This window comes from Streptomyces sp. S465, from assembly GCF_026898115.1.
GTDB classification, from domain to species: Bacteria; Actinomycetota; Actinomycetes; order Streptomycetales; family Streptomycetaceae; genus Streptomyces; species Streptomyces luomodiensis.
This window is the reverse complement of sequence record NZ_CP114036.1, coordinates 6,548,348-6,572,621: the sequence shown is the minus strand read 5'-3', so window position 1 is coordinate 6,572,621 and position 24,274 is coordinate 6,548,348. Positions and strand designations below refer to the sequence as shown.

Annotated in this window: 17 protein-coding genes and 1 riboswitch; of the genes, 9 read left to right on the top strand and 8 right to left on the bottom strand. The window is 71.5% G+C overall.

Translation table 11 applies throughout. The features are described 5' to 3' along the window. Nucleotides 1-369: 369 nt before the first annotated feature. From N6H00_RS27870 to N6H00_RS27860, 3 genes are all read right to left on the bottom strand, one after another. Entirely contained in the window at nt 370-1,164 is a 795-nt protein-coding gene (locus tag N6H00_RS27870) for an enhanced serine sensitivity protein SseB C-terminal domain-containing protein (RefSeq protein WP_268974567.1), read from the bottom strand. Between the two features lie 111 nt (nt 1,165-1,275). Next, complete coding sequence (locus N6H00_RS27865; protein WP_268974566.1) at nt 1,276-2,082, bottom strand: enhanced serine sensitivity protein SseB; 807 nt, start codon at nt 2,080-2,082, stop codon at nt 1,276-1,278. Between the two features lie 296 nt (nt 2,083-2,378). Then, nucleotides 2,379-3,089, bottom strand: coding sequence for an AAA family ATPase (locus N6H00_RS27860; protein WP_443073245.1), 711 nt, complete (start codon nt 3,087-3,089; stop codon nt 2,379-2,381). Nucleotides 3,090-3,242: 153 nt separating this feature from the next. After that, a riboswitch (glycine riboswitch) is annotated at nt 3,243-3,353 on the top strand. Between the two features lie 176 nt (nt 3,354-3,529). Between N6H00_RS27860 and gcvT the strand changes: the two genes are divergently transcribed. From gcvT to N6H00_RS27835, 5 genes are all read left to right on the top strand, one after another. After that, on the top strand, nt 3,530-4,657 hold the full coding sequence (gene gcvT, locus N6H00_RS27855; RefSeq protein ID WP_268974564.1) for a glycine cleavage system aminomethyltransferase GcvT: 1,128 nt from the start codon (nt 3,530-3,532) through the stop codon (nt 4,655-4,657). A gap of 187 nt (nt 4,658-4,844) precedes the next feature. Further along, the gene (gene gcvH / locus N6H00_RS27850) at nt 4,845-5,225 is read left to right on the top strand and encodes a glycine cleavage system protein GcvH (RefSeq protein ID WP_268974563.1); all 381 of its coding nucleotides are present in this window, start codon (nt 4,845-4,847) and stop codon (nt 5,223-5,225) included. A gap of 25 nt (nt 5,226-5,250) precedes the next feature. Then, entirely contained in the window at nt 5,251-6,531 is a 1,281-nt protein-coding gene (gene glyA / locus N6H00_RS27845; RefSeq protein ID WP_268974562.1) for a serine hydroxymethyltransferase, read from the top strand. Between the two features lie 183 nt (nt 6,532-6,714). Then, on the top strand, nt 6,715-8,097 hold the full coding sequence (locus N6H00_RS27840; protein WP_268974561.1) for an L-serine ammonia-lyase: 1,383 nt from the start codon (nt 6,715-6,717) through the stop codon (nt 8,095-8,097). 475 nt (nt 8,098-8,572) lie between these two features. Continuing rightward, entirely contained in the window at nt 8,573-9,982 is a 1,410-nt protein-coding gene (locus N6H00_RS27835) for a hypothetical protein (RefSeq protein ID WP_268977142.1), read from the top strand. On the opposite strand, the gene N6H00_RS27830 is transcribed toward N6H00_RS27835, so the two are convergent. Continuing rightward, nucleotides 9,903-12,056 (bottom strand): ATP-binding protein, encoded by a 2,154-nt coding sequence (locus N6H00_RS27830; protein WP_268974560.1) that lies wholly within the window; start codon nt 12,054-12,056, stop codon nt 9,903-9,905. The genes N6H00_RS27835 and N6H00_RS27830 overlap by 80 nt on opposite strands. Nucleotides 12,057-12,299: 243 nt before the next feature. On the opposite strand from N6H00_RS27830, the gene N6H00_RS27825 reads away from it, so the two are divergent. Further along, nucleotides 12,300-12,869, top strand: coding sequence for a carboxymuconolactone decarboxylase family protein (locus tag N6H00_RS27825; protein WP_268974559.1), 570 nt, complete (start codon nt 12,300-12,302; stop codon nt 12,867-12,869). Next, a complete protein-coding gene (locus N6H00_RS27820; RefSeq protein WP_268974558.1) occupies nt 12,866-13,729 on the top strand; it encodes an RNA polymerase sigma-70 factor in 864 nt (287 codons plus the stop codon). The genes N6H00_RS27825 and N6H00_RS27820 overlap by 4 nt, the downstream gene beginning before the upstream one ends. Nucleotides 13,730-13,844: 115 nt before the next feature. Here N6H00_RS27820 and N6H00_RS27815 read toward each other — a convergent pair whose 3' ends face one another. The 4 genes from N6H00_RS27815 to N6H00_RS27800 all read right to left on the bottom strand — a co-directional run bounded on the left by N6H00_RS27815 (nt 13,845) and on the right by N6H00_RS27800 (nt 18,022). Then, nucleotides 13,845-14,411 (bottom strand): Uma2 family endonuclease, encoded by a 567-nt coding sequence (locus N6H00_RS27815; RefSeq protein ID WP_268974557.1) that lies wholly within the window; start codon nt 14,409-14,411, stop codon nt 13,845-13,847. Between the two features lie 80 nt (nt 14,412-14,491). Further along, on the bottom strand, nt 14,492-15,103 hold the full coding sequence (locus N6H00_RS27810; protein WP_268974556.1) for a contact-dependent growth inhibition system immunity protein: 612 nt from the start codon (nt 15,101-15,103) through the stop codon (nt 14,492-14,494). A gap of 102 nt (nt 15,104-15,205) precedes the next feature. Beyond that, nucleotides 15,206-17,341 (bottom strand): RNase A-like domain-containing protein, encoded by a 2,136-nt coding sequence (locus N6H00_RS27805; protein ID WP_268974554.1) that lies wholly within the window; start codon nt 17,339-17,341, stop codon nt 15,206-15,208. A 114-nt stretch (nt 17,342-17,455) separates the two neighbouring features. After that, the gene (locus N6H00_RS27800) at nt 17,456-18,022 is read right to left on the bottom strand and encodes a MarR family winged helix-turn-helix transcriptional regulator (protein WP_268974553.1); all 567 of its coding nucleotides are present in this window, start codon (nt 18,020-18,022) and stop codon (nt 17,456-17,458) included. Nucleotides 18,023-18,174: 152 nt separating this feature from the next. On the opposite strand from N6H00_RS27800, the gene N6H00_RS27795 reads away from it, so the two are divergent. Beyond that, nucleotides 18,175-18,900: a DUF4386 domain-containing protein gene (locus N6H00_RS27795; RefSeq protein WP_268974552.1), complete on the top strand. Its 726-nt coding sequence runs from the start codon at nt 18,175-18,177 to the stop codon at nt 18,898-18,900. Nucleotides 18,901-19,079: 179 nt separating this feature from the next. Then, nucleotides 19,080-24,272 carry a DUF6531 domain-containing protein gene (locus tag N6H00_RS27790; protein WP_268974551.1) on the top strand — a complete coding sequence of 1,731 codons (5,193 nt, stop codon included), beginning with the start codon at nt 19,080-19,082 and terminating at the stop codon, nt 24,270-24,272. The last annotated feature ends 2 nt before the right edge of the window (nt 24,273-24,274 follow it).

Here is a 24,274-nt window from a genome sequence, read left to right as displayed (position 1 = left end):
AAGGGGACGTACGCGGGAACCGCACCCCTTGGAGCGGGAGTCTTCAACGCGCTCGTGATCACCCGCCAGTGCTCCCGGGCAATGGATGCCTAACCGTGATGTGAGGAGGACCCTCCGCTATACGGACGGTCGCGACACGAGAACGCAGCAGTAACATCGCGCTCGCTATGGGGTGTTCGGCCTCTTTCACCCGGAAGGCCGGGCGGGCAAACCCGCCGGCCGGGCAGGCGGTCCCGTCAGCGGGGCAGGCGCTCCCGCCGGCCGGGCGGGCGGTACCGTCCCATGGCGTCCGGATCAGCAGGCGCGACGCGGCGGCGGATCAGCACGCGTGACCGGGCACCAGGTCCGTACGCGTGACCCGGCCCCGGATCAGTAGGCGTGCCGCGGCGGCGGGTAGCCGTAGCCGTAGGACGGCGCGGCGGGCGCGGTGCCGTAGGCGTCACGGTCGAAGAACGGGCGGGCGTTGGCCCGCATCCACAGGGCGACCGGGTCGTACTCGTCGGAGAGCGCGACCGTGGAGACCGGCAGCCCGTCCGGCACAGCGGTGATCGACTGCTCCATCATCAGCCGCACCGACTGCACGGACGGTGCGCTGGTGTCGTACAGATCCAGACCGATCGCCAGATACGGGGCGCCCAGCGTCGGCTGCACCCAGGCGCGCCGCAGGGACCGCACCACGGGGGTGCGATGCGCGTTCTGCCCCAGCAGGGCGTAGAACTGCGGGATGTCGATACCGGGTTCGCTCACCCGGAGCGGCCCGGCGGGCAGCCGGTCGAGACCGCCCGCGATCCGGCGCAGGTCCAGCCAGGGGATGCCGACTCCGCCGCCGGGGGCGTGCGGGTTGAGCCAGAGGCCGTAGCGGTCGCGGTAGAGGGAGTCCGCGATCAGGCGTCCGTCGACCACCTCGTGCGCGCGGTTCCAGCCACTCGCGGCCAGTTCCTGGGCGGAGGTCACGCACGGGGCGTAACCGAGGCCGTCCACGTCCATGTTGCCGTACTGGGCGTCGGGCGAGCCGGGCGCGCCGTGCCACAGCAGCATCCAGACCTGGCCCTCGCCGATGGCGTGCAACAGCGCCTCATAGGCGTCGTACCGGCCGGGAGCGACCTGCTGCAACGCTCGCTCAACCTGGCCGGCCGCCGCCCCCCAATCCGCGCCCGCGCTCACCTGGGTCCGCCCCTTCTCTCGGCCTTGCCCGCATCTCACCGGGGAGCGTGCTCACACTCCGCCTGGTCATCAAACCAGCTTACGGGCCCCGGCAGCGGACCCCGGGGTACGTCAGAGGTCACGGTCGTAGAACGGCCGTACGCGCCCCAGCATCCAGTCGGCCACCGGGTCCCCCTGCGCCACGTCCAGCGCGACCAGCTGGACCTTCCACGGCACCGGCACCGCGCCGAGGGCGCGGCCCAGCGCGTCCACGGCGCGCGCCTGGCCGTCCGGGCCCGGGGTGTCGAGCTGCACGCCGACGAAGAGCGCGGGCTCGTCGCCCTCGACGCTGGCCAGGGCGCGCCGGGCGGTCCGCACTCCGGTGCCCTTGGCGAACTCGATCCCGGCGGCGGCCAGGAAGTCCACCGGCTCGTCCTGCCAGTCGGGTTCGAAGAGCCGCACCCGGCCGCCGGTGGCCGGGCCGTCGAGCTCGGTACGCCCGGCGCGGCACAGCTCCCGGACGGCGGGCGGGGGCAGCGGTACGACCACCGCGCCACCGGGGTTCACCGCGATGCCGAGCTGGGGCGGCAAGCCGCGGGCGAACTCCACCGCCGGGGCGATGGTGAAGGACATATGGGAGCCGACGACCTGGAGGAACTGCTGCTCGGAGCTGAACACCGGGACATACGCGGCGCCTTCGAGCTCCATGGTGGGCAGATCGAGGTTCGGGCTGTCCGGACCCCCGCCGTTGGGCAGCGGAACCCAGACGTGGCTGCGGGAGAGCGTCTCGACAATGCGCGCCCCGGCCCCGGGGACGTCCACGGAGGCGGCGAGCACCTCTTCGAGCTCATTGCCGGGAAACGCCGGATACGCGGCATGCGCGCCGTCGGGGAATCCTCCATGAGCCGGTGCCACACCGTACTGCTCCGGGAAGCTCATCTTCGTCCAACCGCCATCTCGTCCGACCTGCCCAAAGCACCCTAACGGCTGGGCGGCGCGGGACCTGCGGGGCGGGCGTCATCTCCACAGCACTTCCCCACCTCGCCCGGCCCGCGGCCGCGGCGCTCCCCTCCGCCGCCCGGCTCGCCGTCGTCACGCTGGGTGAGGTGCGGAGGGCTGGTTTCCGCCAAGGTCACCCGGCGCTCACCGGTCCTTCGGCGCGGGTGGGATCGCTCGCGTGAGACTCGGGGATCGCTCGCACGAGAGGCGGGGATCGCTCGTACGGGACGCGGGGATCACTCGAACGAGATACCGCGCAGCGCGCTCGCGGCCGGCCGGTCCAGCAGCACCGCCGAGGCGCACCCCTCCGGCGGCCGTCCCCGCTCGATCCTCTCGATCAGCCGCCGCATCGCGCGCAGATGCCGGGCGAAGGCATAGCCGGAGACGCCGCGGCCGCGGGCGGCCTGCCCCTCCAGGGCCACCGTGGCGTCCACGTCCAGCAGCACCATATGGAGGTTGCGGCCCCGGCGCCGGGCGTCCCGCGCCAGCCAGCGGCGGACCCACGGCAGCGCACCGCAGTCGTGCACCACGACGCTCACGTCCGCGCGCAGCGCCCGGCGCAGCCCCGCGTAGTGGGCGCACCGGACCAGCGGGCGGTAGAGCGCGTACGGCAGCCAGCCGGGCAGCCGGCGCTCCCACGCCTCCCGCGTGTGCTGCGAGTCCACCCGCATGACGACGGCGCCCGTCTCGTCCACCAGGGGCACCGTCCGATTGATCAGCGTGCTCTTGCCGCTGCCCGGCAACCCGGAGGCGACCAGCACGTCTCCCGCCGGATAGCGCAACTCGCCCGGGGCCGCGCCGGCCTCCCCGCCCGGCGCCGCGCCGCGCAGATCGCGCACCGGGGCTCTTCGGCCGGGACGGACCGCCGGCCCGGAGGGGACGCGGCCGGGCGGCGTCGGCAGGAGCCTGTGTGCGGTCGCGTACGTTCCCTGCCCATGCACCGTGATCGTCCTCCCAGGTCGGTCATCGCTGCTCGTACCCGCAGAGTGTCAAGAAAAGGTAATGTCCATCAAGGCTGCCTCCGGCGGACCGCCCGGATCGGGACTTCCCTTCTCGGCCATACGTGCGATGATGTGCCCCGCAACTCCATACCGGCCGTTTGAAGCCGCGCGGGAGAGTCCTTGGTCACCGGCCGTGGTGCCGGAGGTCCAGGGCGCCGAAGGAGCAAGTCCTCCCTTGAATCTCTCAGGCCCCGATACCGCGCGGACGAGGCAGATCTGAAAAGCGGGCCGCGCGGGCGCGGCTCCACCCACGGTGCAAGCCGGGCCCCTTACGGGCGTCACGGCGAACCTCTCAGGTTCCGATGACAGATGGGGAGGACGTACGCGTCCTTGCCGTCCGACCTCTCCGTCGCGCGACCCCGACCTGACCTCCTGGAGCCTGAACCGTGACCGACGCCCCGCCCACCCCACGCCGTACCGCGCTGGACGCGCGGCACCGCGCGCTCGGCGCCACCATGACCGACTTCGCCGGCTGGGACATGCCGCTGCGCTACGGCAGCGAGCGCGATGAGCACACGGCGGTGCGCACCCGCGCCGGGCTCTTCGACCTCTCCCACATGGGTGAGATCTCTCTCATCGGTCCGCAGGCCGGGCAGGCCCTGGACCACGCGCTGGTCGGCCATCTGTCCGCGCTCGCCGTGGGCCGCGCCCGCTACACCATGATCTGCGACGACGAGGGCGGCATCCTGGACGACCTGATCGTCTACCGCCTCGGGGACGAGGAGTTCCTGGTCGTCGCCAACGCCGCCAACGCCCAGGTGGTGCTGGACGCGCTGACCGAGCGCGCCCGCGGTTTCACCGCGGTCGTAAGGGACGACCGGGACGCGTATGCACTGATCGCGGTCCAGGGGCCCGAGTCCGCGGGCATCCTGCGCACCCTGACCGACGCCGACCTGGACGGGCTGAAGTACTACGCCGGGCTGCCGGGCACCGTCGCGGGCGTCCCGGCCCTGATCGCCCGCACCGGCTACACGGGCGAGGACGGTTTCGAGCTGTTCCTGGCGCCGGGCGACGCCGAGCGGGTCTGGGAGGCGCTGACCGAGGCGGGCGCCCCGGTGGGCCTGGTGCCCTGCGGTCTGTCCTGCCGGGACACCCTGCGCCTGGAGGCGGGGATGCCGCTGTACGGGCATGAGCTGTCCACCGACACCACCCCCTTCGACGCGGGGCTCGGCCGGGTGGTGAAGTTCGACAAGCCGGGCGACTTCATCGGCCGCCAGGCCCTGGAGGCCGCGTCCCGCCGGGCGGACAGCGTCACCCCGCGCACCCTGGTCGGCCTGGTCGCTTCAGGCCGCCGGGTGCCGCGCGCCGGATACGCCGTGCTGGCCGCCGACGGCTCGCGGATCGGCCAGGTCACCTCGGGCGCGCCCTCCCCGACGCTGGGCAAGCCGATCGCCATGGCGTACGTGGACGCGGAGTACGCCAAGCCCGGCACCGAGGGGGTCTCGGTGGACATCCGCGGCAGCCAGGAGCCGTACGAGGTCGTGGCGCTCCCCTTCTACCGGCGCGAGCGCTGAGCCACCGCCCTCGCCCTTGTCCGGGAGACGCCTTCCCGGGAGACGGCTTACCAGGGAACGGCTTCTCTGGAGACGGCTTGCCGGAAGACGGCTCCCCGGGAGGCGTCCCCTCGTTCCCCGGCGCGTCGCATCCCACCAGCTAAGACCCATTTCCCAAGCCCTCCCCCCTATCCAGGAGAATCGGACCATGAGCAACCCCCAGCAGCTGCGCTACAGCAAGGAGCACGAGTGGCTGTCGGCCGCCGACGAGGACGGCGTGTCGACGATCGGCATCACCGAATTCGCGGCCAACGCGCTCGGCGACGTCGTCTATGTCCAGCTCCCGGACGTCGGCTCCGCCGTCTCCGCCGGTGAGACCTGCGGTGAGCTGGAGTCCACCAAGTCGGTCAGCGACCTGTACGCGCCGGTCTCCGGTGAGGTCACCGAGATCAACGAGGACGTGGTGAACGACCCGGCGCTGGTGAATTCCGCCCCCTTCGAGGGCGGCTGGCTGTTCAAGGTGAGGGTGACCGGCGAGCCGGAGGACCTGCTCTCCGCCGACGAGTACACCGCCTTCGCCGAAAACTGACCCTCCTCTTCCGATCGGGACCCTGATGTCGCTTCTCAACAGCTCCCTGCACGACCTCGACCCGGACGTCGCCGCCGCTGTCGACGCCGAACTCCACCGCCAGCAGTCCACCCTGGAGATGATCGCCTCCGAGAACTTCGCTCCGGCGGCGGTCATGGAGGCCCAGGGCTCGGTCCTGACCAACAAGTACGCCGAGGGCTACCCCGGCCGCCGCTACTACGGCGGCTGTGAGCACGTCGATGTGGTCGAGCAGATCGCCATCGACCGGGTGAAGGAACTCTTCGGCGCGGAGGCGGCGAACGTCCAGCCGCATTCGGGCGCCCAGGCCAACGCGGCCGCGATGTTCGCGCTGCTCTCCCCCGGCGACACGATCCTGGGCCTGAACCTGGCGCACGGCGGCCACCTGACCCACGGCATGAAGATCAACTTCTCCGGCAAGCTGTACAACGTGGTGCCCTACCACGTGGACGCCGAGACCGGTCTGGTCGACATGGACGAGGTCGAGCGGCTGGCCAAGGAGCACCGCCCCAAGCTGGTCATCGCGGGCTGGTCGGCCTACCCCCGCCAGCTGGACTTCGCGGCCTTCCGCCGGATCGCGGACGAGGTCGGCGCGTACCTGATGGTCGACATGGCCCACTTCGCGGGTCTGGTGGCGGCCGGGCTGCACCCCTCGCCCGTCCCGCACGCCCATGTGGTGACCACCACCACCCACAAGACCCTGGGCGGTCCGCGCGGCGGTGTGATCCTCTCCACCGCCGAGCTGGCCAAGAAGATCAACTCGGCGGTCTTCCCGGGTCAGCAGGGCGGTCCGCTGGAGCATGTGATCGCCGCGAAGGCGGTGGCCTTCAAGGTCGCGGCGAGCTCCGCCTTCACGGAGCGCCAGGAGCGCACGCTGGAGGGCGCCAAGATCCTCGCCGAGCGCCTGGCCCAGCCCGATGTGCGCGAAGCGGGCGTCTCCGTCCTCTCCGGCGGCACCGACGTCCATCTGGTCCTGGTCGATCTGCGCCACTCCGAGCTGGACGGGCGGCAGGCCGAGGACCGGCTCCACGAGGTCGGCATCACGGTCAACCGCAACGCCATCCCGAACGACCCCCGGCCCCCGATGGTCACCTCGGGTCTGCGGATCGGTACCCCGGCGCTGGCCACGCGCGGCTTCACCGCCGACGACTTCCGCGAGGTCGCCGACGTGATCGCCGAGACGCTCAAGGCGTCCTCCTCCTTCGGGGCGGCCGAGGCGGAGGCGCTGAAGGCACGGGTCACCGCCCTGGCCGACAAGCACCCGCTGTACGCGCATCTGTCGGAGTAACCCCGGCGCGGACCCGGCCGGGTTCCGGAGCGGACCCGGCCGGATTCGGGAGCGACCCCGGCCGGACCCGGCCGAACGCCGCAGCGGTCCCGGAACCGTCCCGGGCACAGGGGCGCGCCCACCCCGGCGCGCCCCCGCACCACCCCCGCACGCACCCTCACGTGCAGACAAAGGAGTCCCCCGGTGGCCATCTCCGTCTTCGACCTCTTCTCGATCGGCATCGGCCCGTCCAGCTCGCACACCGTCGGCCCGATGCGGGCCGCGCGGATGTTCGTCCGCCGGCTGAAGAACGAGGGCCTGCTGACCCACACCGCCTCCGTCCGGGCCGAGCTCTTCGGCTCACTGGGCGCCACCGGTCATGGTCACGGCACCCCGAAGGCCGTACTGCTGGGCCTGGAGGGCCACTCCCCGCGCACCGTCGACGTCGAGGCGGCCGACGGCGAGGTGGAGCGCATCCGCGCCACCAAGCGGCTGCGGCTGCTCGGCGCCGAGATCGGCTCCGGCCAGGAGATCGACTTCGATGAGCCGGCCCAGCTGATCCTGCACCGCCGCCGCTCCCTGCCGTACCACGCCAACGGCATGTCGCTGCTGGCGTACGACGCCGAGGGCCATCCGCTGCTGGAGAAGACGTACTACTCGGTCGGCGGCGGCTTCGTGGTGGACGAGGACGCGGTCGGCGAGGACCGCATCAAGCTCGACGACACCGTCCTCACCCACCCCTTCCGCACCGGTGACGAGCTGCTGCGGCTCTCCCGCGAGACGGGTCTGTCCATCTCGGGCCTGATGCTGGAGAACGAGAAGGCGTGGCGCACGGAGTCGGAGGTCCGGGCGGGCCTCCTGGAGATCTGGCACGTCATGAAGGCGTGCGTGGCCCGGGGCATGTCCCAGGAGGGCATCCTGCCCGGCGGCCTCAAGGTCCGCCGCCGCGCCGCCACCGCCGCCCGCGCCCTGCGCTCCGAGGGCGACCCGGCCGCCCGCGCCATGGAGTGGATCACCCTCTACGCCATGGCGGTCAACGAGGAGAACGCGGCGGGCGGACGCGTGGTCACCGCCCCGACCAACGGCGCGGCCGGCATCATCCCCGCCGTCCTGCACTACTACACCCGCTTCGTCCCGGGCGCCGACGAGGAGGGCGTCATCCGCTTCCTGCTCGCCGCGGGAGCGATCGGCATGCTCTTCAAGGAGAACGCCTCGATCTCCGGCGCCGAGGTCGGCTGCCAGGGGGAGGTCGGCTCCGCCTGCTCCATGGCCGCCGGTGGTCTCGCCGAGGTCCTCGGCGGCTCCCCGGAACAGGTGGAGAACGCCGCCGAGATCGGCATGGAACACAACCTCGGCCTCACCTGCGACCCCGTGGGCGGCCTGGTCCAGATCCCCTGCATCGAGCGCAACGGCATGGCCTCGGTCAAGGCGGTCACCGCCGCGCGGATGGCGCTACGCGGCGACGGCCGCCACCATGTCTCGCTCGACAAGGTCATCAAGACCATGCGGGACACCGGGGCCGATATGAAGGTCAAGTACAAGGAGACGGCGCGGGGCGGACTCGCGGTCAACGTCATCGAGTGCTGACGGAGGGAACGGCGAGTGGGGTGGGCTGACGCCCCGGCGCTACGGGTGCCGGTCGGGGAGGGCGCGGAACGCTGGGCCAGCCGGGCGACGAGCCGACGGGTCCTGTTCGTGGTGCACAACGTCACCTCGGCCGGCCGCCTGCTGGACGTACTGCCGCTGTTCCACGACGACTTCCGGGTCCAACTCCTGGTCACCTCGACCGGGTCATCCGCGTTCCAGAGCGGAATCGGGGCGTTGTTCGCGGAGTTGGGGCTGCCCGTGCTGCCCTGGGAACAGGCGTTGGCGACACCGGTGGATCTGGCGGTTTCCGCGAGCTTCGGTGGGCAACTTCAGGACATACAAGGCAAATTGGCTGTTTTGTCCCATGGAGTTGGATACACTAAGAAACTGGGCGAGTCACGAGTCACGAGTCACGAGTCACGAGACACGAGACACGAGAGCCGCGAGCCCCCCGAACCCCGAGCCGACCTTCGGCCTGTCGCGGGAGTGGCTGCTGGCGGACGGTGAGCCGTTCGTGGACGGCCTCGTCCTCTCCCACCCGGAGCAGCTGGAGCGGCTGCGGCGGGTGTGCCCGGAAGCCGAGAAGACCTCCGTACTCGCCGGCGACCCCTGCTTCGACCGCATGCTGGCCGGGCGCCGCCACCGGGAGCGGTTCCGCCGCGCCCTGGGCGTACGCCGAGGTCAGCGGCTCGTCGTACTGAACTCCACCTGGAACCCCGAGGGTTTCTTCGGGAACGGCGGCGGCCAGGACGTCCTGCCGGGCCTGCTGCCGCGCCTCGCCTCCGAGCTGCCGGCCGACGACTACCGGCTGGCGGCCGTACTGCATCCGAACATCTGGTACGGGCACGGGCCGGGGCAGATCCGCGTCTGGCTGGACCGGGCCCGCCGCGGCGGACTGACCCTGATCGACCCCGTGCACGCGTGGCGGCAGGCCCTGCTGGCGGCGGATGTCGTACTGGGGGATTTCGGGGCGGTGTCCTACTACGCCGCGGCGCTGGGCATCCCCGTGCTGCTCGCGTCGGCCACGCGGGACCGGCTGGACCCCGAAGCGCCGCTCGCGACGTTCGTCCGGGAGGCCCCCCGGCTCGACCCGTACGGCCCGCTGCGGGGCCAGCTGGAGGACCTGCTGGCGCGGCACCGCCCGCCGGCCGGTCCGGCGGAGTTCACCAGTTCGGCACCGGGCGCCTCGGCGGGGCTGCTGCGGAGGCTCTTCTACACGCTGATGGACCTGCCCGAGCCCGCGGCTCCCGCCCTGCTGGAACCGCTGCCCCTGCCGCCGTACGAACCCCCACGGCGTACGGCTCCCCTGGACGTCCGTACGCATGTGGGTGCGCGGGCCCGGGGAGCGGAGGACGTCTGGATCGAACGCTCCATGGGGCACCCGTACGAGGCGGCGTACGACACGGCATACGGCAGGCCGTACGACACGGCCGGCGAGACACACCGCGCCGTCCACGAGGACACCCGCGACCCCGGCGACCTGACGTCGGCTGATGTGATCTACCGGGACGGGCGGCCGGACGACCCCCGCCTGGGCGGCCCGGCGGAGTGGACCGCCGAGGTGCTGCGCCGGTATCCGCACTGCTCGCTCGCCGGGTATGTGACCGGTCCGCACAGCTGCACCGTGCGCGCCCGGCGGCACGGCGTGTTCCAGCTGTCGGCGGCCCCGGGAGCGGACGCCGATCCGGCGGCCTACGCCTCGGCCCTGCACGCGTGGCTGGCCGGTGGCGGTGCGGTGCCGCCGGGCGGGGTGACCCTCCGGGTGCACACGGCCGGCCGTGTGCACCCGGTGACGGTGACCCCCGCTACCGGGACCGGGCGGCCTCGCAGCGCAGCCGCAGCCGGGCCAGATAACCCAGGTGCACAGTCGCCTGTTCCGGACTGAGCAGGCGTTCAGCCTCGGCGATCCTCGTCAGAGCCTCGGCGTGCTCACCGGCGTCGTGCAGCGTCTCGGCGAGGTCCGTGAGCGTACGGGCCTGGTTGTACGCCTCTCCCCGGTCCGCGAAGAAGTCCCGCGCGGCCTCCAGACGGAGGCGGGATTCCGCCAGCCGTCCCAGGCCGCGCAGGGCACGCCCCTGGTGGCGCTCGATCAGGGCGAGGGCACGCGGCAGGTCCGCCGCGCCCTCCTGGCCGGGGCCGATCCGCCGGTAGATGCCCTCCGCCTCGACGAACCGCTCGTACGCCGCGTCGTACCGCCATCGGTACAGCGACAACAGGCCGAGGAACTCCACGGACGACGCCTCACCGCGTACGTGGCCCGCCGCCCGCTCACCGGCGACGGCGGCGCGCACCGCGTGCTCGGCCTCCTCCCAGCGCCCCAGCTCGCCCAGGCAGTGGCCCAGTTGGAAGTGGAGCGCGCCCGCCATGCGGGTGCGCGGCTGGTGCTCGTCGGCGCACCGGGCCGCGATCCGGAGGGCGGGCAGCACCTCGTCCCAGTGTCCGGCCTTCAGCTGAAGCGGCCACAGCGCGCGGGCCAGCCGCAGCGCCGTGTCGATGTACTGGTACTCGTCCGCCACCGAGACCGCCCGCACCAGGTTCCCGGCCTCGGCCAGCAGGGCCGCCATGCCCTCGGCCGCGCCACCGTACGGAGTCCCCCGCGCGGGTGCGGGCTCGGTCCGCCAGCTCTGCGGCAGGGCGGCGTGGGCGGCGTGCAGCGCCCGGTTCAGCAGCCCGTCGAGCACCCGTGACACCGCCGCGAAGCACTCCGGAATACCGTGCTCCGGCCCGGCGGCGTCGGCCAGATGGCGGCGCACCTCGGGCCGGAAGCGGTACCGTCCGTCCCCCACCGGCTCCACCAGCTGCGCGTCCGCAGCCTCGGCGAGCATCCGGGCGGCTTCCGCCTCGGTGACGGCGGCGGCGTCCGAGGCCAGCCGGGCGTCGATCGCGGGCCAGCCACCCAGCGCGGTCAGCCGGCACAGCCGCGCCGGCTCCGGCCCGAGACGGCGACACGCCTCCCGTGTCACGGTGTGCACCGGATGAGACCGCGCGGACGCGGGGGATACATCCGGGCAGTCCGGCGCATCGTTCATTTCCTCGGCCGTACCCTCCGCCAACAGGCGCATCGCCGCCGCCTTCAGAGCGAAGGCATTGCCCGCGCAGGTGTCCAGCAGGGCGGGCAGCCGCGGCTTGACCCGCGCGACCGTCTCGGCCCCGGCCACCTTCCTCAGCATCCGCAGCGCGTCCCGCTCGCCCAGCGGTGGTACGGCGATGCGCAGCGCCTCCAGCGCGAACGGCGGACCGGAGGCCACCACCAGCAAGAAGACCTCCGGCGTGGCCGGAACGAGATGGCGGACCTGCGCCACCGAGGAGGCGTGGTCGATCACCACCAGCGCCCGGCGGCCGGCCGTCAACCGCCGGTAGAGCTGTTCCCGCCCCGTCTCCGTGGGCGGAATCCGCTCGGGCTCGACGCCCATCTGCCGCAGCAGGCGCAGCAGGACGGCGGCCGGTTCCAGCCCACCCTCCCCGGCCGCGTCGCGCAGATCGACGTAGAACTGCCCGTCGGGGTACCGCGCGATCTGGGCGGCGCCCCAGTGCAGGGCCACCGCGCTGGTGCCGATGCCGGGCGGCCCGTGCAGCAGCGCGACCCGCGGCCGCCCGGCGGCGGCACGGGTCGCCTCCCGCTTCAGCTGCCTCAGGACGCTCTCGCGGTCGGTGAAGTCCCGTGTGGCGGGCGGCAGTCCCGCCACGGGGCGCAGCGCCACCGCCGCGTCCGGCAGGCTCCGCAGCAGCAGGGCCCACTCGCCGGACCGCCCGTCCTCGTCACTCAGGCGCGCGTGCATCTGCCGCGCCAGTGCCTCCCGCCCCTCCGCGGTGGCCGGCAGCGGCGTCTCCCGGCCCAGGGTCCGTCTCACCAGCGTGCCCGTCGACACGAGCAGCTGCTTGCCCACTTCTCCGGCCGCGCCGTTCCCCACCGCCGCGAGGAATGCGGTGAGCGCGCTCACCGTGACGATCTCGATCACACCGGCCCCTCCCCTGGTCCCGGTCCGGTCCCTGGCCGGACTGTATCCCCGCACTACCTGCCCGGGAAAACCATCCGGCCTCGGCGGCCCCCGGCCGGGTTCGCCGCGACGAGTAACCCCCGGATGTCACACTCCGGCGGCCTGGTCTGTCGCACCTGCGGAAACCTTCGTGAGCCCCGCTCGGCAGCCGCCCGAGTCACGGGTGCGACCCGCGATCCGTACGACACGATGGAGAGACCCGCCATGGTCCGTATCTCGCTCACCCCGCCCGACACGCTGCTCAACCGCATCGGCGCCTGGTACTCCCGGCGCACCTACGGCAAGGTGCTCGACCCCGGTCTGGCCGCCGGGCACAACGCGCGGGTGCTGCTCACCTACGTCCGGGCCGAGCGCGGTGCCGCCAAGTGGAACCGCCTCGACGCGGGCCTCAAGCACCTGGCGGTCATGGCCGTGTCGGCCAGGATCAACTGCTCGTGGTGCCTGGATTTCGGCCACTGGGAGGCCGACTCCCTCGGACTCCCGATGGAGAAGATCTCCAAGGTGCCGGGATGGCGCGACCACCAGGACGCCTTCACCGAGCTGGAGTTGCTCGTCCTGGACTACGCCGAGGCGATGACCGAGACCGAACCCCGCGTCACCGACGAGCTCGCGGCCGCCCTGATCGAGCGGCTCGGTGAGGCGGCCTTCGTCGAACTCACCGCCATGGTCGGCCTGGAGAACTACCGCTCGCGCGTCAACAGCGCCTTCGGCCTGACCAGTCAGGGATTCTCGGACACCTGCGGCGTACCGTCCGGGGTACCGTCGCGGACGTGATCGACGCGACCACCTTCGAACAACACCGGCGCATGCTGTTCGGCATCGCCTACCGCATGCTCGGCAGCGTCGCCGACGCCGAGGACCTGGTGCAGGACACCTGGCTGCGCTGTAGTCAGGTGTCCACCCCGGTGGACAACCCGGCCGGCTATCTGGCCCGTACGGTCACCAACCTCGCCCTCAACCGGCTCACCTCGGCCGCCGCCACCCGCGAGCGGTACGTCGGTCCCTGGCTGCCCGAGCCGCTGGTCACCCAGCCCGACGCCGGCGAGGGGGTGGAGCTGGCCGAATCGGTGTCGCTCGCCCTGCTCGTCGTCCTCGAAAGCCTCTCCCCGCTGGAGCGGGCGGTCTTCGTGCTCAAGGAGGTCTTCGGCTTCTCCTTCAAGGAGATCGCCGGAATGCTGGAACGCGGCGAGGCGGCCGTACGGCAGGTCGGCCGCCGGGCCAGATCACACGTCCAGGCCCGGCGACCGCGCTACGACGCACCGGACGAGGTGCGGCGACGGGTCACCGATGAGTTCCTGGCCGCCTGTCTCGGCGGCGACCTCAACCGCATGATGGAACTGCTCGCCCCCGATGTGACGGCGTGGAGCGACGGCGGCGGCAAGGTGAAGGCCGCGCTCCGCCCGCAGCACGGCGCGGACAAGGTCGCCCGTTTCCTCGCCGCCGTCGTCTCCCAGCCGATGGACGACCCCCAGGTGCACCCGGTCGACGTCAACGGCCGCCCGGGACTGCTCCTCACGGTCGCGGGCCGCCCGGACACCGTCGCCTGCGCGGAGATCGCGGACGCCCGCATCACCGAGATCCGCATCATCCGCAACCCGGACAAGCTGCGGCACCTGGCGCGGACACAGGCGTGAGGCGCCGCCGGTCGCCCTGCCGCCGGTCGCCCTGCCGCCGGTCGGCCCGCCGCCGGTCGGCCCGCCGCCGGTCGGCCCGGCGGCGATCACCGACGCGCTCAGCGGACCGTGGCCCTCAGATCTGCCCCAGGTCGATCTCCACCGGGAACGGAGCCGCGACCTTCACCACTCCGGTGAACACGTCTCCCTCCCGGTACGTCCTGGTCGCGGGGTCGAGAACGGAGGTGTAGACGAGCGGGACGCCCGTGGCGGCCTGCTCGATCCGCCAGTAGAAGGCGATCCCGGCCTTGGCGTACTGATCGACCTTCACGACGCGGTCGGTGGTCTCCGAACCCGGCGATACGACCTCGGCGACCAGCAGCACGTGCTCGGGACGGGTGGGCGTGACGTCGATCGTCTCCGCGCGGTACACGACCACGTCCGGACGGCGATTGGTGAGCGGCACATCCTGGAGCCGTACGTCGAAATCCGTATCGGCGTTCCAATCGGCGCCCGCGGCGTCGTCCAGGGCGTTGGCGAGGATCCGGGCCAGGCGGTTGTGCCGCTTGGACGCGCTGGGGCTCACCACGACCATCCCGTCCACGATCTCGACGCCCGCGCACTGCTCCTCGGACCAGGAGTCGTACTGCTCCGCCGTGATCTGCTCGTGCATCCACGCGGGAGCGACCATCTCAGCGGTCATGACTCACCTCCCCGAACCTGCGCGACGGACCTGATGCTGTTGCGCTCAGCGTACCGGGGTCGGCGCCCCCGCTTCTGGACTCACCGATCCCCGTCTCCGACCGGTCGGCCGCCCAGATGCCGTCGAATGATGTGCGCTACATCGAGGAGCCATTGCCTCAGGCTGACGCCGTTCGGCGGCCTGACGCCCATGCCCAGTGCCCTGACCGCGCGGGTGAGGTCCTCATCGGACTCCGCCATGGCGAGCAGCTCCGGGATCTCGAGGAGAGCCCGGTGGAGGTCCTCATCGGGCATGCCCTGTAGGTAGTCATCGATGGCTTCGCGATGCGAAGAGTATTCGTGTGGGAAATCCTGGTGAAAATATCCCCCCATGAGCTCTCCCAGGGAGGGAAAGGCGTCCTCCCATTCCCATTCCATTTGCGGCACCTGCCCTGCGTGATTCTGCGGATTCCGCAGCGCGGCTCGAATGTGGTCGCGGGCGATACTGAGACATTCCTCGACGCTCTTCCCTTCCACGGGACGCACCCGGGGCATCAGGTTCACCTCGTCCGCCACTTCGGAGGAGAACAGTCCCGCGGCGAGGAGGTCGTCGATCTCTTGGACCGCACGGACGCCCCGCTCCGGGAACCGCGAGATCACGCGCAGATATCCCCGCAAGGCCGGCCCCGGAATGCTCGGAGTGTCGGTGAACACATAACCCGCCTGAGTATACGCGCGAAGGAGATTTTGGATCTCCTGGAAGCGATGCCCAGGCGCGGGTGGGTGCGTCATGGCGATCCAATCGGCTCGAAGCGGTCAGGGAACAGGGTAGGAGGTGAGCACCCGGTATCCGGATGCCGCTGATGGGTCGCGCTTGAGGACGACCCTCACCTTATTAACCCAGCTTGGCGGATCGCCTCTCAAGTAACTGTCCCTGCTCAGGGTCAGCCCCGTGCGCTCGCTGAATTCGGTCGCGGGGAGAGGGAGTTTCGGTTTTGTGCCGTTCAGCCACGTTGTAATCCTGCCCTGGTATCGAGCCAGCGTCTCATCCACAAACCGTTGAGCCGATCCCTCATCGATGAACCGCGAGTCGGCCTCTATCCCTGGCTCCGACCTCAGGCGATTTCGCATATCCTGGGTCGTCTTCTCCACGTGGCGCTCAATGGTGTGAGATCCGTTCTTCCCCTCGTCTCCCTTGATGTCTGCGCGGTGCTGCTGCTTGGTCGCCCCTTTGCGTTTTTCCCGTGGCCACGCGTTCCGACCCTCGGCGTTTACCCCGGACCCGCCTCCGGAAGCCGCCATGAGGACGATACCCAGGGCTCCGTACGTGGCCGCGTGGATGGCGGCTTCGGGAGTGATGACCGTCGCGCCCACACGGACGCCCGTCAGGGCGAGTCCGAGGCCGCCGCCGGGTGAGACGAGGGCCAGGAGGGACAGCAGGAGGAGGGCGAAGCCGAGGTAGGCGAGAAAGTTGTTCAGCGCGTCCAGGAGGTGGAGGTTACGGATCACCGGGGCGTCCGGGGCCGCGCCGTTCCCCAGTCTGAGCAGCAGGAGGGCGCCGACGAGGCAGCCGCCCAGCGCGGTCCCTACGCGGAAGCGGATGATGGCGAGCACCTCGCCGTGCGGCAGCGCGTGGGCCGTCCGCCAGGCGCGCAGCAGCCGCCCGAGCTGCCAGCCCGTCCACAGCAAGCCCGCGCTCCCGAAGCCGACCAGGACGTACAGGCCGGTGCCCGACCCCAAGCGCCGCTGAAGACCGGCCGTGGCCGGGAAAGAGCCGATGACCAGGAGGAGTAACGCCGGCATCGCGAGGCCGACGGATACCAGCACGTACCACTTGCGGCGCCGGTCCCGCAGGCCACGAGCAGCCTGCGCCACAGCCCGTAAGCCGACACCCCGCCAGGCGTGTTCGCGGTCGGAGGCGTCGATCTGGGTGGCGGACCAGGCGACCGTACGGTGCAGGGTCTCGGCACCGGGATACGGTTCCCCAGCCGCCGCCCCGTACAGCAGAGACCGCCGCAGCCGGGCGAAGCGTAAGGCGATCAGCGTGGACCACGGCACGCACCAAGCACCGTACGCCGCCAGCGCGCTCACACCGGACCGGCCCGCCCGCTCCGCCTGCGGCAGGATGCCCGGCACGACCGCCTTCCCCCACCACAACTGCCGCAGGTCGACGGCCACCGCAACCGCCAGACACCCCAGCGGCACCGCCCACAGCATTCCCTCGACCGTGTCGACCCGCGACGCCGCCTCCCGGTCCATCGGGTGCGCGGCGGCGTAATTGGTCAGCATGTGCAGCGCGGACGTCGCGACCAACGGCAGTACGCCGAGCGCGCGCATCCAGCCCCGGCCGCGCAGCAGAACGCCGGCGCCGAGCGCTGCCAGGGCCGTGTAGACCAGGTGGGGGCTGGTGACAGCGGCCGGGGTCCGTTCACCGAGTTCCACAACCCCCTGCGGCGCGGGGAGCCAGGCGGAGAAGACCTGCTCAACGCCCGGGATGTACGGCGCGCGGAGGCTGTCGGGAATGACCCAGCCGCCGGCCGGGTGCGGAATCGCCCGGTCCGCATCCAGCCCGTACCGCGCCACCGCCTCCAGCAGCCCGAAACCGGCCCCCAGAGCCGCCCCGAGCACCACGTAATCCGTGAGCCCCCACTGCCGGCGGACCCTGACGTTCCACGCCACGAACAGCAAGGGAGCCAGCTTCATCAGCTCTTCGATGACCGGGTCAGCCGTATAGCTCGCAGCCTTCACGACCTCGGCCGGCGACTCCCCAGTGGCCTCGGCGACCCCACGCGTGTACGCCAACTCCAGCAGCGCCGCCGCGACCCCGCACCCGTAGACGCCGACCGCGATGGCCAGCAGCGCCGTGGACATCCGCACGGACCGTGTCGGCGACGACAACACGAGCAACTGCGCCACGCCGTACACGGTCGCGGCCAGCATCAGCAGAGCCACACCGGCCTCCCCCAACGGCCGTCCGATTCGGGTGGCGAGGCTATGCCTTGGCCCATGAGCGCGACAAGATGACGCCTTGGCGCACCGCCGCGCGCGGAGCCACTCGTCCGCCGCTTACGGGGCGGGGTCGGCTTCCACGTCACCGGCAGACGCGGTCTGCTGACGGCCCGCCCGGCGGCCGGAGCGCTCGGCGCGTACGGAGCGGAAGCCGGGGTGGACGCCGGGGCTGAGGCCCTGCCGGTCCGCCAGCCGCCGCAGCAGCCCGGTCAGCTGTTCCCGCTCCTCCTCCGAGAGGCCCTCGGTCATCCGGCGTTCGTGCTCCGCGCCCACCTTCCGCAGCTCTGCCAGCACCTTCCCGCCCTCGTCGGTCAGATGGACCGCGTACAGGCGCCGGTCGACAGGGTTCTTACGGCGCTCGATCAGCCCGCGCCGCTCCAGTTCGTCGGCGAACGCGACGAACCGGCTCGGCGGCATGCCCAAGTCGTCGGCGAGCTCGCGCTGGCTGCGGCCCGGGGAACCGGCCAGCAGCCGCAGCAGGCCGCCCTGCGGCGGGGTCAGGTCCAGCTCCACCAAGCGCTCGGCGAACAGCTTGGCGGCGTGGGCGCCGAGTTGGGCCAGCAGAAAGGCGGCACCGGTGGGGGGTGGGCCTGGTGGCCGTTCACCTTCGTTGGTCGTTCCCATGCGGACATCGTACTCGGTTGACAATCGTTCCAACTTGTAATCATTATCTTCCGTATCGGTTTTCTGGCAGACCAGCGGTCCTGACCGGCCAATGGACCCGGCCGACCGACGGACCCGACCGACGGACCCGGCCGACCAACGGAGGAGAAGCCATGCCCAGCACGACCCCCCAGACCACATCCCCCACCCCTCCCACCCGGACGACCCCCGGTGAGCACACCCCCGGCCGCCGCCCCCAGGGCGGGCCCCCGCTGCTGGCCCCCGTGCTCGCGTTCGCCGTCCTGACCATCGGCTACGTCGTCGTCAACCGCTCGACCCCGCGCCCCGACGCCTCCGGCAAGGACGTGCTGACGTACGCGCGGGACCACGGCACCACCATCGAGCTGGGCTCGCTGCTGCTGTTCGCCTCGGCCACGCCATTGGCGCTCATGGCAGCGGTGCTCTACCGCCGGCTGCGGGCGCTGGGCATCACCGCACCGGGCTCGGCGATCACGCTGGTGGGCGGGGTGCTGGCGGCCGCGGCGCTGAGCGGCAGCGCGCTGTTCGGCTGGGCCGGTGGCCGCCTGCCCATGGACGCCGATCCGGCCCTGGCCCGCGCGCTGGCCGACCTGTCGTTCCTGTCCGGCGGCGCCGCCTACTCGGTGACGTTCGCGATGCTCGTCGCCGGCATCTCGGTGACCGGGCTGATGGCCCGCCTGCTGCCCCGCCCGCTGACCTGGACCGGGCTGGCCCTGGCCGCCGCGGGGATGCTCTCCATGCTCTCGCTGGTGGCCGACCCGTTCAGCTACCTGCTGCCGGTCGTGCGCTTCGGCGGGCTCGTCTGGCTGGTCATCACCGCCGCCCTGCTGCCCCGCACCCGCCCGTCACGGCACCAGTGAGCGCCGGACGCCCGGAACGTGGCCGAGTGCGCCACCCCGAGGGGTGGCGCACTCGTTCACGTTCCGGTGCGGCCACATCCGTACCACTCGCCCATGAAGTCCCTTGTCCGGCACGGCGGTTCGACTTAGCGTGACGGATCGGTAACACCGTCGGAGGGGTTGGGGGCGTGGCGTTATGGATGGCGCTTGCGTCGGTATGGGCCGTGCTACAGCTGTTGTTGCTGTCCTGGCCGGTGCGGACGGTGCGGTGGCCGACGGTGCTCCTCGCCTTCGGGGTGGGCGCGTACGGCTGCGGTGTGCTTTCGATGCTGCTGGAGCTCGTGGTGGCACGGCAGTTGGCCACCGCGAGGCAAAAGTCTCTGGCGGCCGTCATGGATGTGGTGTCGTGGACGACGGCCCCGGCGGTGGAGGAGCTGCTGAAGGTCGCACCGCTCCTGCTCGTGGGGTGGGCGCTGCGCGGGCGGATGCAGTGGGGTCTGGCGGACTTCGTGGTGCTGGGCGGCGCCGCCGGGGCGGGGTTCAGCCTGCTGGAGAACCTTCTGATGTACGCCGAGTCCGCGGGCAAGGCCGTTCCCTCGGATGAGGGAGGCTGGCTGATCGCCCAGGGACTGAGCGGTCAACCGTACGTTCCCGGCCTCGGGCAGATCCTCGGCAGCTGGTTTCCGTCACCGGCCGGCACCATCGACGTCGTCGACGGGCCGACACTCCCCTACGAGGTACACATCGTCGCCGGCGTGCTCGGCGGGCTGGCGGTGGGCCTGCTGTGGTGCGGTACCCGCGCGCTGACCCGGGCGGCGGCGCTGCTGCCGATGGCCGGGGCGGTGGCGATCCACTGGGTGACCAATTACGCCGCCGCCTTCCAGGGCAACGACACCGCGATGGAGTGGCGGGAGAGGCTGGCCGGGGAGTGGGGCCTGTGGATCATCCTGGGGTGCCTCGCCGCCGCGTGGATCTGGGATCTGCGCCGGTCCCGCGCAGGCCGGCGGCGCGAGCCCGAGGTCGCGCTGGCCGCCGAACGCCAGGGCCGGACCGCCCCCGAAACTCTCTTCGGATACGCCCTGTTGCGCTCCCCGGCCACCTGGATCATCGCCCTGGGCTACGCCCGGCGGCGCAGAGCTCTGCTGTACGCCACGGCCCACCCCCGCACCCGCGCGGAGAAGCTGCGGCCGCTGCGCGAGCCGGTCGCCGAGCAGACCCGGCGCATGGACGCCACCTCCAGCCAGGAGGCATGGCACGGCGTGACCTTACGGCAGCTGTGGCGCCGGGCGAAGGAGCAGCGGCCCCGCCGGCCACGGCACGATAAGGTCCTCCTGATGCTCAGCCTGCTGCTGGCCGTCCCCTCCCTGCTGTATCTGGCGGTGGGCTCCTTCCCGGCCACGAAGGATCTCCAGGAGTACTTCGCCGAGGGCACCGGGCTGCGCATCCTGATCGGCGTCGGCCTGGCCGGGCTGGCCCTGACCCTGTGGCGCCTGATCTCCGCCGTACGCGGCTACCGGGCCGCGAGCGCTTCTCCCCTGGGCGAGACCGTCGCCCTGGTCCAGTTCCGCGTCGCCGTCTGCGCGGGCACCCTCGTGGTCGGCGTCCTGCTGCTGTCCCGCTGGCCGGCGATCGCCGACGGCGAGGCCCCGCTCGCCGGTTACGACATCCTCGGCACCGACCGCTTCCTTCTGGAAAAGCTCCTCGAGGTCGGCCTTCCCCTTCTCCTCACCCTGGCCATGTTCGCCATGCCGTACGCGCTGCCGCTGGAACTCGCCATGGGTGGAGGGCTGGGAGACACCCTGCTGATGGGCCTCGCCCCGCGTGCCCTGGCCCCGATCGCCTCCCGCGTCGGGGCCAGACTGGCGACGCGTGAGGCGATGCGATGGGCGCGCGGCGCCCTCCGGAGCCGTGGCCGGGGTGCGTTCTCCCGTACCTGGGACCGGGTGCGGCACGGCCGGACCGATCCGGTGGATGTGGCGACCGGACGGATGTTCCTGCCGCAGACGGATGTGGCGCTGCCGGGTGTGCTGCCGCTGGTGTTCTCCCGCCGGGTGGACTCCGGATACCGCGCCGGGCGGTGGTTCGGCCCGGCCTGGGCCTCAACGGCCGACCAGCGACTGGAGTTCGACCAGCAGGGCGTGGTCTTCTTCACCGAGGACGGCCTGCTGCTGGGCTATCCGCATCCGGTGCCGGGCGGCACCGCGGTCCTGCCCGCCGAGGGGCCGCGGTGGCCCCTGGCACGGACGGCGGACGGCGGCACGTACACCGTCACCGACCCGCGGACCGGACTCGTCCGCGCCTTCACCCCGTACCGCGACGAGGCACTGGCACTGCTGCGGGAGATCACCGACCGCAACGGCAACCGCGTCACCTTCACCTACGACGCTTCCGGCACGCCTGTCGAGATCCTCCACAGCGGTGGTTACCGGCTGCGGCTGACGTCGGAGAACGAGCGGATCACCGGCCTGTACGTGGCGGACGTGCGGGTGCGGGGCTACGGCTACACCGACGGCCACCTCACCGAAGTGACGGGCTCCGCGGGGCTGCCGCTGCGTTTCGGCTACGACCAGGCCGGGCGGATCACGTCCTGGACCGACACCAACCACCGCTGGTACTCCTACGCCTACGACGAGCACGACCGGGTCATCGCCGAGGGCGGCGAGGGCGGTCACCACACCCTCCGCATCGGCTACGACGGAGTGGACCCGGACTTCCCCGGTCTGAAGATCACCACCCTGGCCTCGCCGGACGGTGCGGTCACCCGCTGTCTGATCGACGAGGCGCACCAGGTCGTCGGGGAGATCGACGCGGCCGGCGCGGTCAGCCGCACCACGTATGACCTGGCCGGCCGTACGGTCGCGGAGACCGACCCGCTGGGCCGCACCACCGGCCTGCGCTACGACGAGCACGGGCATCCGACGGCCGTGATCCGCCCGGACGGCAGCGAGATCAACGCGGTGCTCGACGTACAGGGCAACCCGGTGCGGATCACCGACCCGGGCGGCGCGGTGTGGCGGCAGACCTTCGACGCGGCGGGCAACCGCACCGCGCTCACCGACCCGCTCGACGCCACCACCCGCTACCTCTACGACGCGCGCGGCGGCCTGCTCGCCATCACCGACCCGCTGGGCGCGACGACCCGGGTGCGCTGCGACGGGGCCGGGCTCCCGATCGAGATCACGGACCCGCTGGGAGCCACCACCCACTACCGGCGGGACGCGTTCGGCCGCGTCGTGGCCGAGACCGACCCCCTGGGCGCGGTGACCCGCTACGAGTGGAACCCGGAAGGCGAACTCCTGCGCCGCACCCGGCCGGACGGGTCGACGGAGTCGTGGACGTACGACGGCGAGGGCAACTGCACCACGCACACCGACGCCGTCGGCGGTACGACCGTGTACGAGTACACCCACTTCGACCTGCCGGCCGCCCGCACCGACCCGGACGGGGCCCGCTACACCTTCACCCACGACGCGGCGGCGCGGCTGACCCAGGTCACCAACCCGCAGGGCCTGACGTGGAATTACACCTACGACCCGGCAGGCCACCTGATAGCGGAGACGGACTTTGACGGTCGTAGGGTGACGTACGAGCACGACGCGGCCGGCCAACTCAGCCTCCGTACCGACCCGCTGGGCCGGCGCACCCGCTACGTCCACGACGCGCTGGGCCGCCTGGTGGCAAGGGACGCCGCCGGGCAGGTATCGACCTTCCGCTGGAGCCCGACCGGAGAACTACTCGAGGCCGTCGGCCCGGACGCCAGACTGACCCGGACCTACGACCCCGTCGGCCGCATGCTGTCCGAGACCGTGGACAACCGCAGCCTGCACCTGGCCTACGACGCAGCGGGGCAGCGTGTCTCCCGCCGCACCCCGGCAGGAGCGGAGACCACCTACGCCTACGACGCGGCGGGCAACCGCACCACGCTGACCGCCGGGAACCACGCCCTCACCTCCGCACACGACGCGGCGGGCCGCGAAACCACGCGCCGCATCGGCCACACCCTCACCCTCACCAACGCCTGGGACCCGCTCGGCCGCCTGACCACGCAATCGCTGGCCGGCGCATCCGACACCATCCACCACCGGGCGTACATCTACCGACCCGACGGCCACCTCATCGCGGTGGACGACCACCTGTCAGGCCGGCGCACTTTCAGCCTGGACCCGACAGGCCGGGTGACCACCGTCCACGCCGACGGCTGGACCGAGACCTACGCCTACGACGAAGCGGGCAACCAAACCCACGCCACCTGGCCGAGCACACAACCCGCGCAGGAGGCGACGGGCCCCCGCACCTACACCGGCACGCGCATCACCGGCGCGGGCTCGGTCCGCTACGAACACGACGCCGCCGGCCGCCTCACCCTCCGCCAGCAGACTCGTCTCTCCCGCAAACCCGACATCTGGCACTACACCTGGGACACCGAAGACCGCCTCACCTCGGTCACCACCCCCGACGGCACGGTCTGGCGCTACCACTACGACCCCTTCGGCCGCCGCACCGCCAAACAACGCCTCACCGCCACGGGTGATGTCGCGGAGGAAACCACCTTCACCTGGGACGGCCCCACCCTCATAGAACAGACCACCACCGCCCCGGACCTCCCCCACCCGGTCACCCTCACCTGGGACCACGACGGACTCCGCCCCCTGGCCCAGACCGAGCGCGTCACCGACACCACCACCCAACGCGAGATCGACGCCCGCTTCTTCGCGATCGTCACCGACCTGGTCGGCACCCCCACCGAGCTCGTCGACGAATCGGGCACCATCGCGTGGCACACCCGCACCACCCTCTGGGGCACCACCACCTGGGCCGCCGACAGCACGACATACACCCCTCTCCGCTTCCCCGGTCAATACTTCGACCCCGAAACCGGCCTCCACTACAACCACCACCGCTACTACGATCCGGATTCCGCCCGCTATCTCACCCCCGACCCCCTGGGCCTCGCCCCTGCCCCCAACCCGGCCACCTACGTCCACAACCCCCACACCTGGACGGACCTCCATGGGCTGGCTCCGAAATGCCTGAACGTACTGGGAAAGGACGGGAAAGACACCAATGAAAACTTTGTATCTGGATCGGCGAGAGGAAAACACCTAGCCGACAACTTGCGTCGAGAATCAGCCACATCTCCCTTCAACGAGAACGGCTGGCTCACCCCGGAGGCAAGAGCAAAATCGTACCGAATAATTCCCGGCGATCAGATCGGCAATCCCGAGGTGCGCAGGCTCATGACTTCGGACGGCAGCACACTCAGCGACTGGGGTAAATACACAACACTCACACATCAATCACCCTACGGAGATTTCCAGGTGCACTACTACTACAATCCCGCCACAGGGCGAATGCTGAACTATGACTACAAAGCCGTCCTGAACAGGAGATAGCA

Bases quoted from the DNA above. Each gene is read 5' to 3' on its own strand.
- N6H00_RS27800 (WP_268974553.1), bottom strand. From the start codon at position 18,022: ATGGGAACGACCAACGAAGGTGAACGGCCACCAGGCCCACCCCCCACC.
- N6H00_RS27795 (WP_268974552.1), top strand. From the start codon at position 18,175: ATGCCCAGCACGACCCCCCAGACCACATCCCCCACCCCTCCCACCCGG.
- gcvH (WP_268974563.1), top strand. From the start codon at position 4,845: ATGAGCAACCCCCAGCAGCTGCGCTACAGCAAGGAGCACGAGTGGCTG.
- N6H00_RS27815 (WP_268974557.1), bottom strand. From the start codon at position 14,411: ATGACCGCTGAGATGGTCGCTCCCGCGTGGATGCACGAGCAGATCACG.
- N6H00_RS27865 (WP_268974566.1), bottom strand. From the start codon at position 2,082: ATGAGCTTCCCGGAGCAGTACGGTGTGGCACCGGCTCATGGAGGATTC.
- N6H00_RS27790 (WP_268974551.1), top strand. From the start codon at position 19,080: ATGGCGCTTGCGTCGGTATGGGCCGTGCTACAGCTGTTGTTGCTGTCC.
- N6H00_RS27825 (WP_268974559.1), top strand. From the start codon at position 12,300: ATGGTCCGTATCTCGCTCACCCCGCCCGACACGCTGCTCAACCGCATC.
- glyA (WP_268974562.1), top strand. From the start codon at position 5,251: ATGTCGCTTCTCAACAGCTCCCTGCACGACCTCGACCCGGACGTCGCC.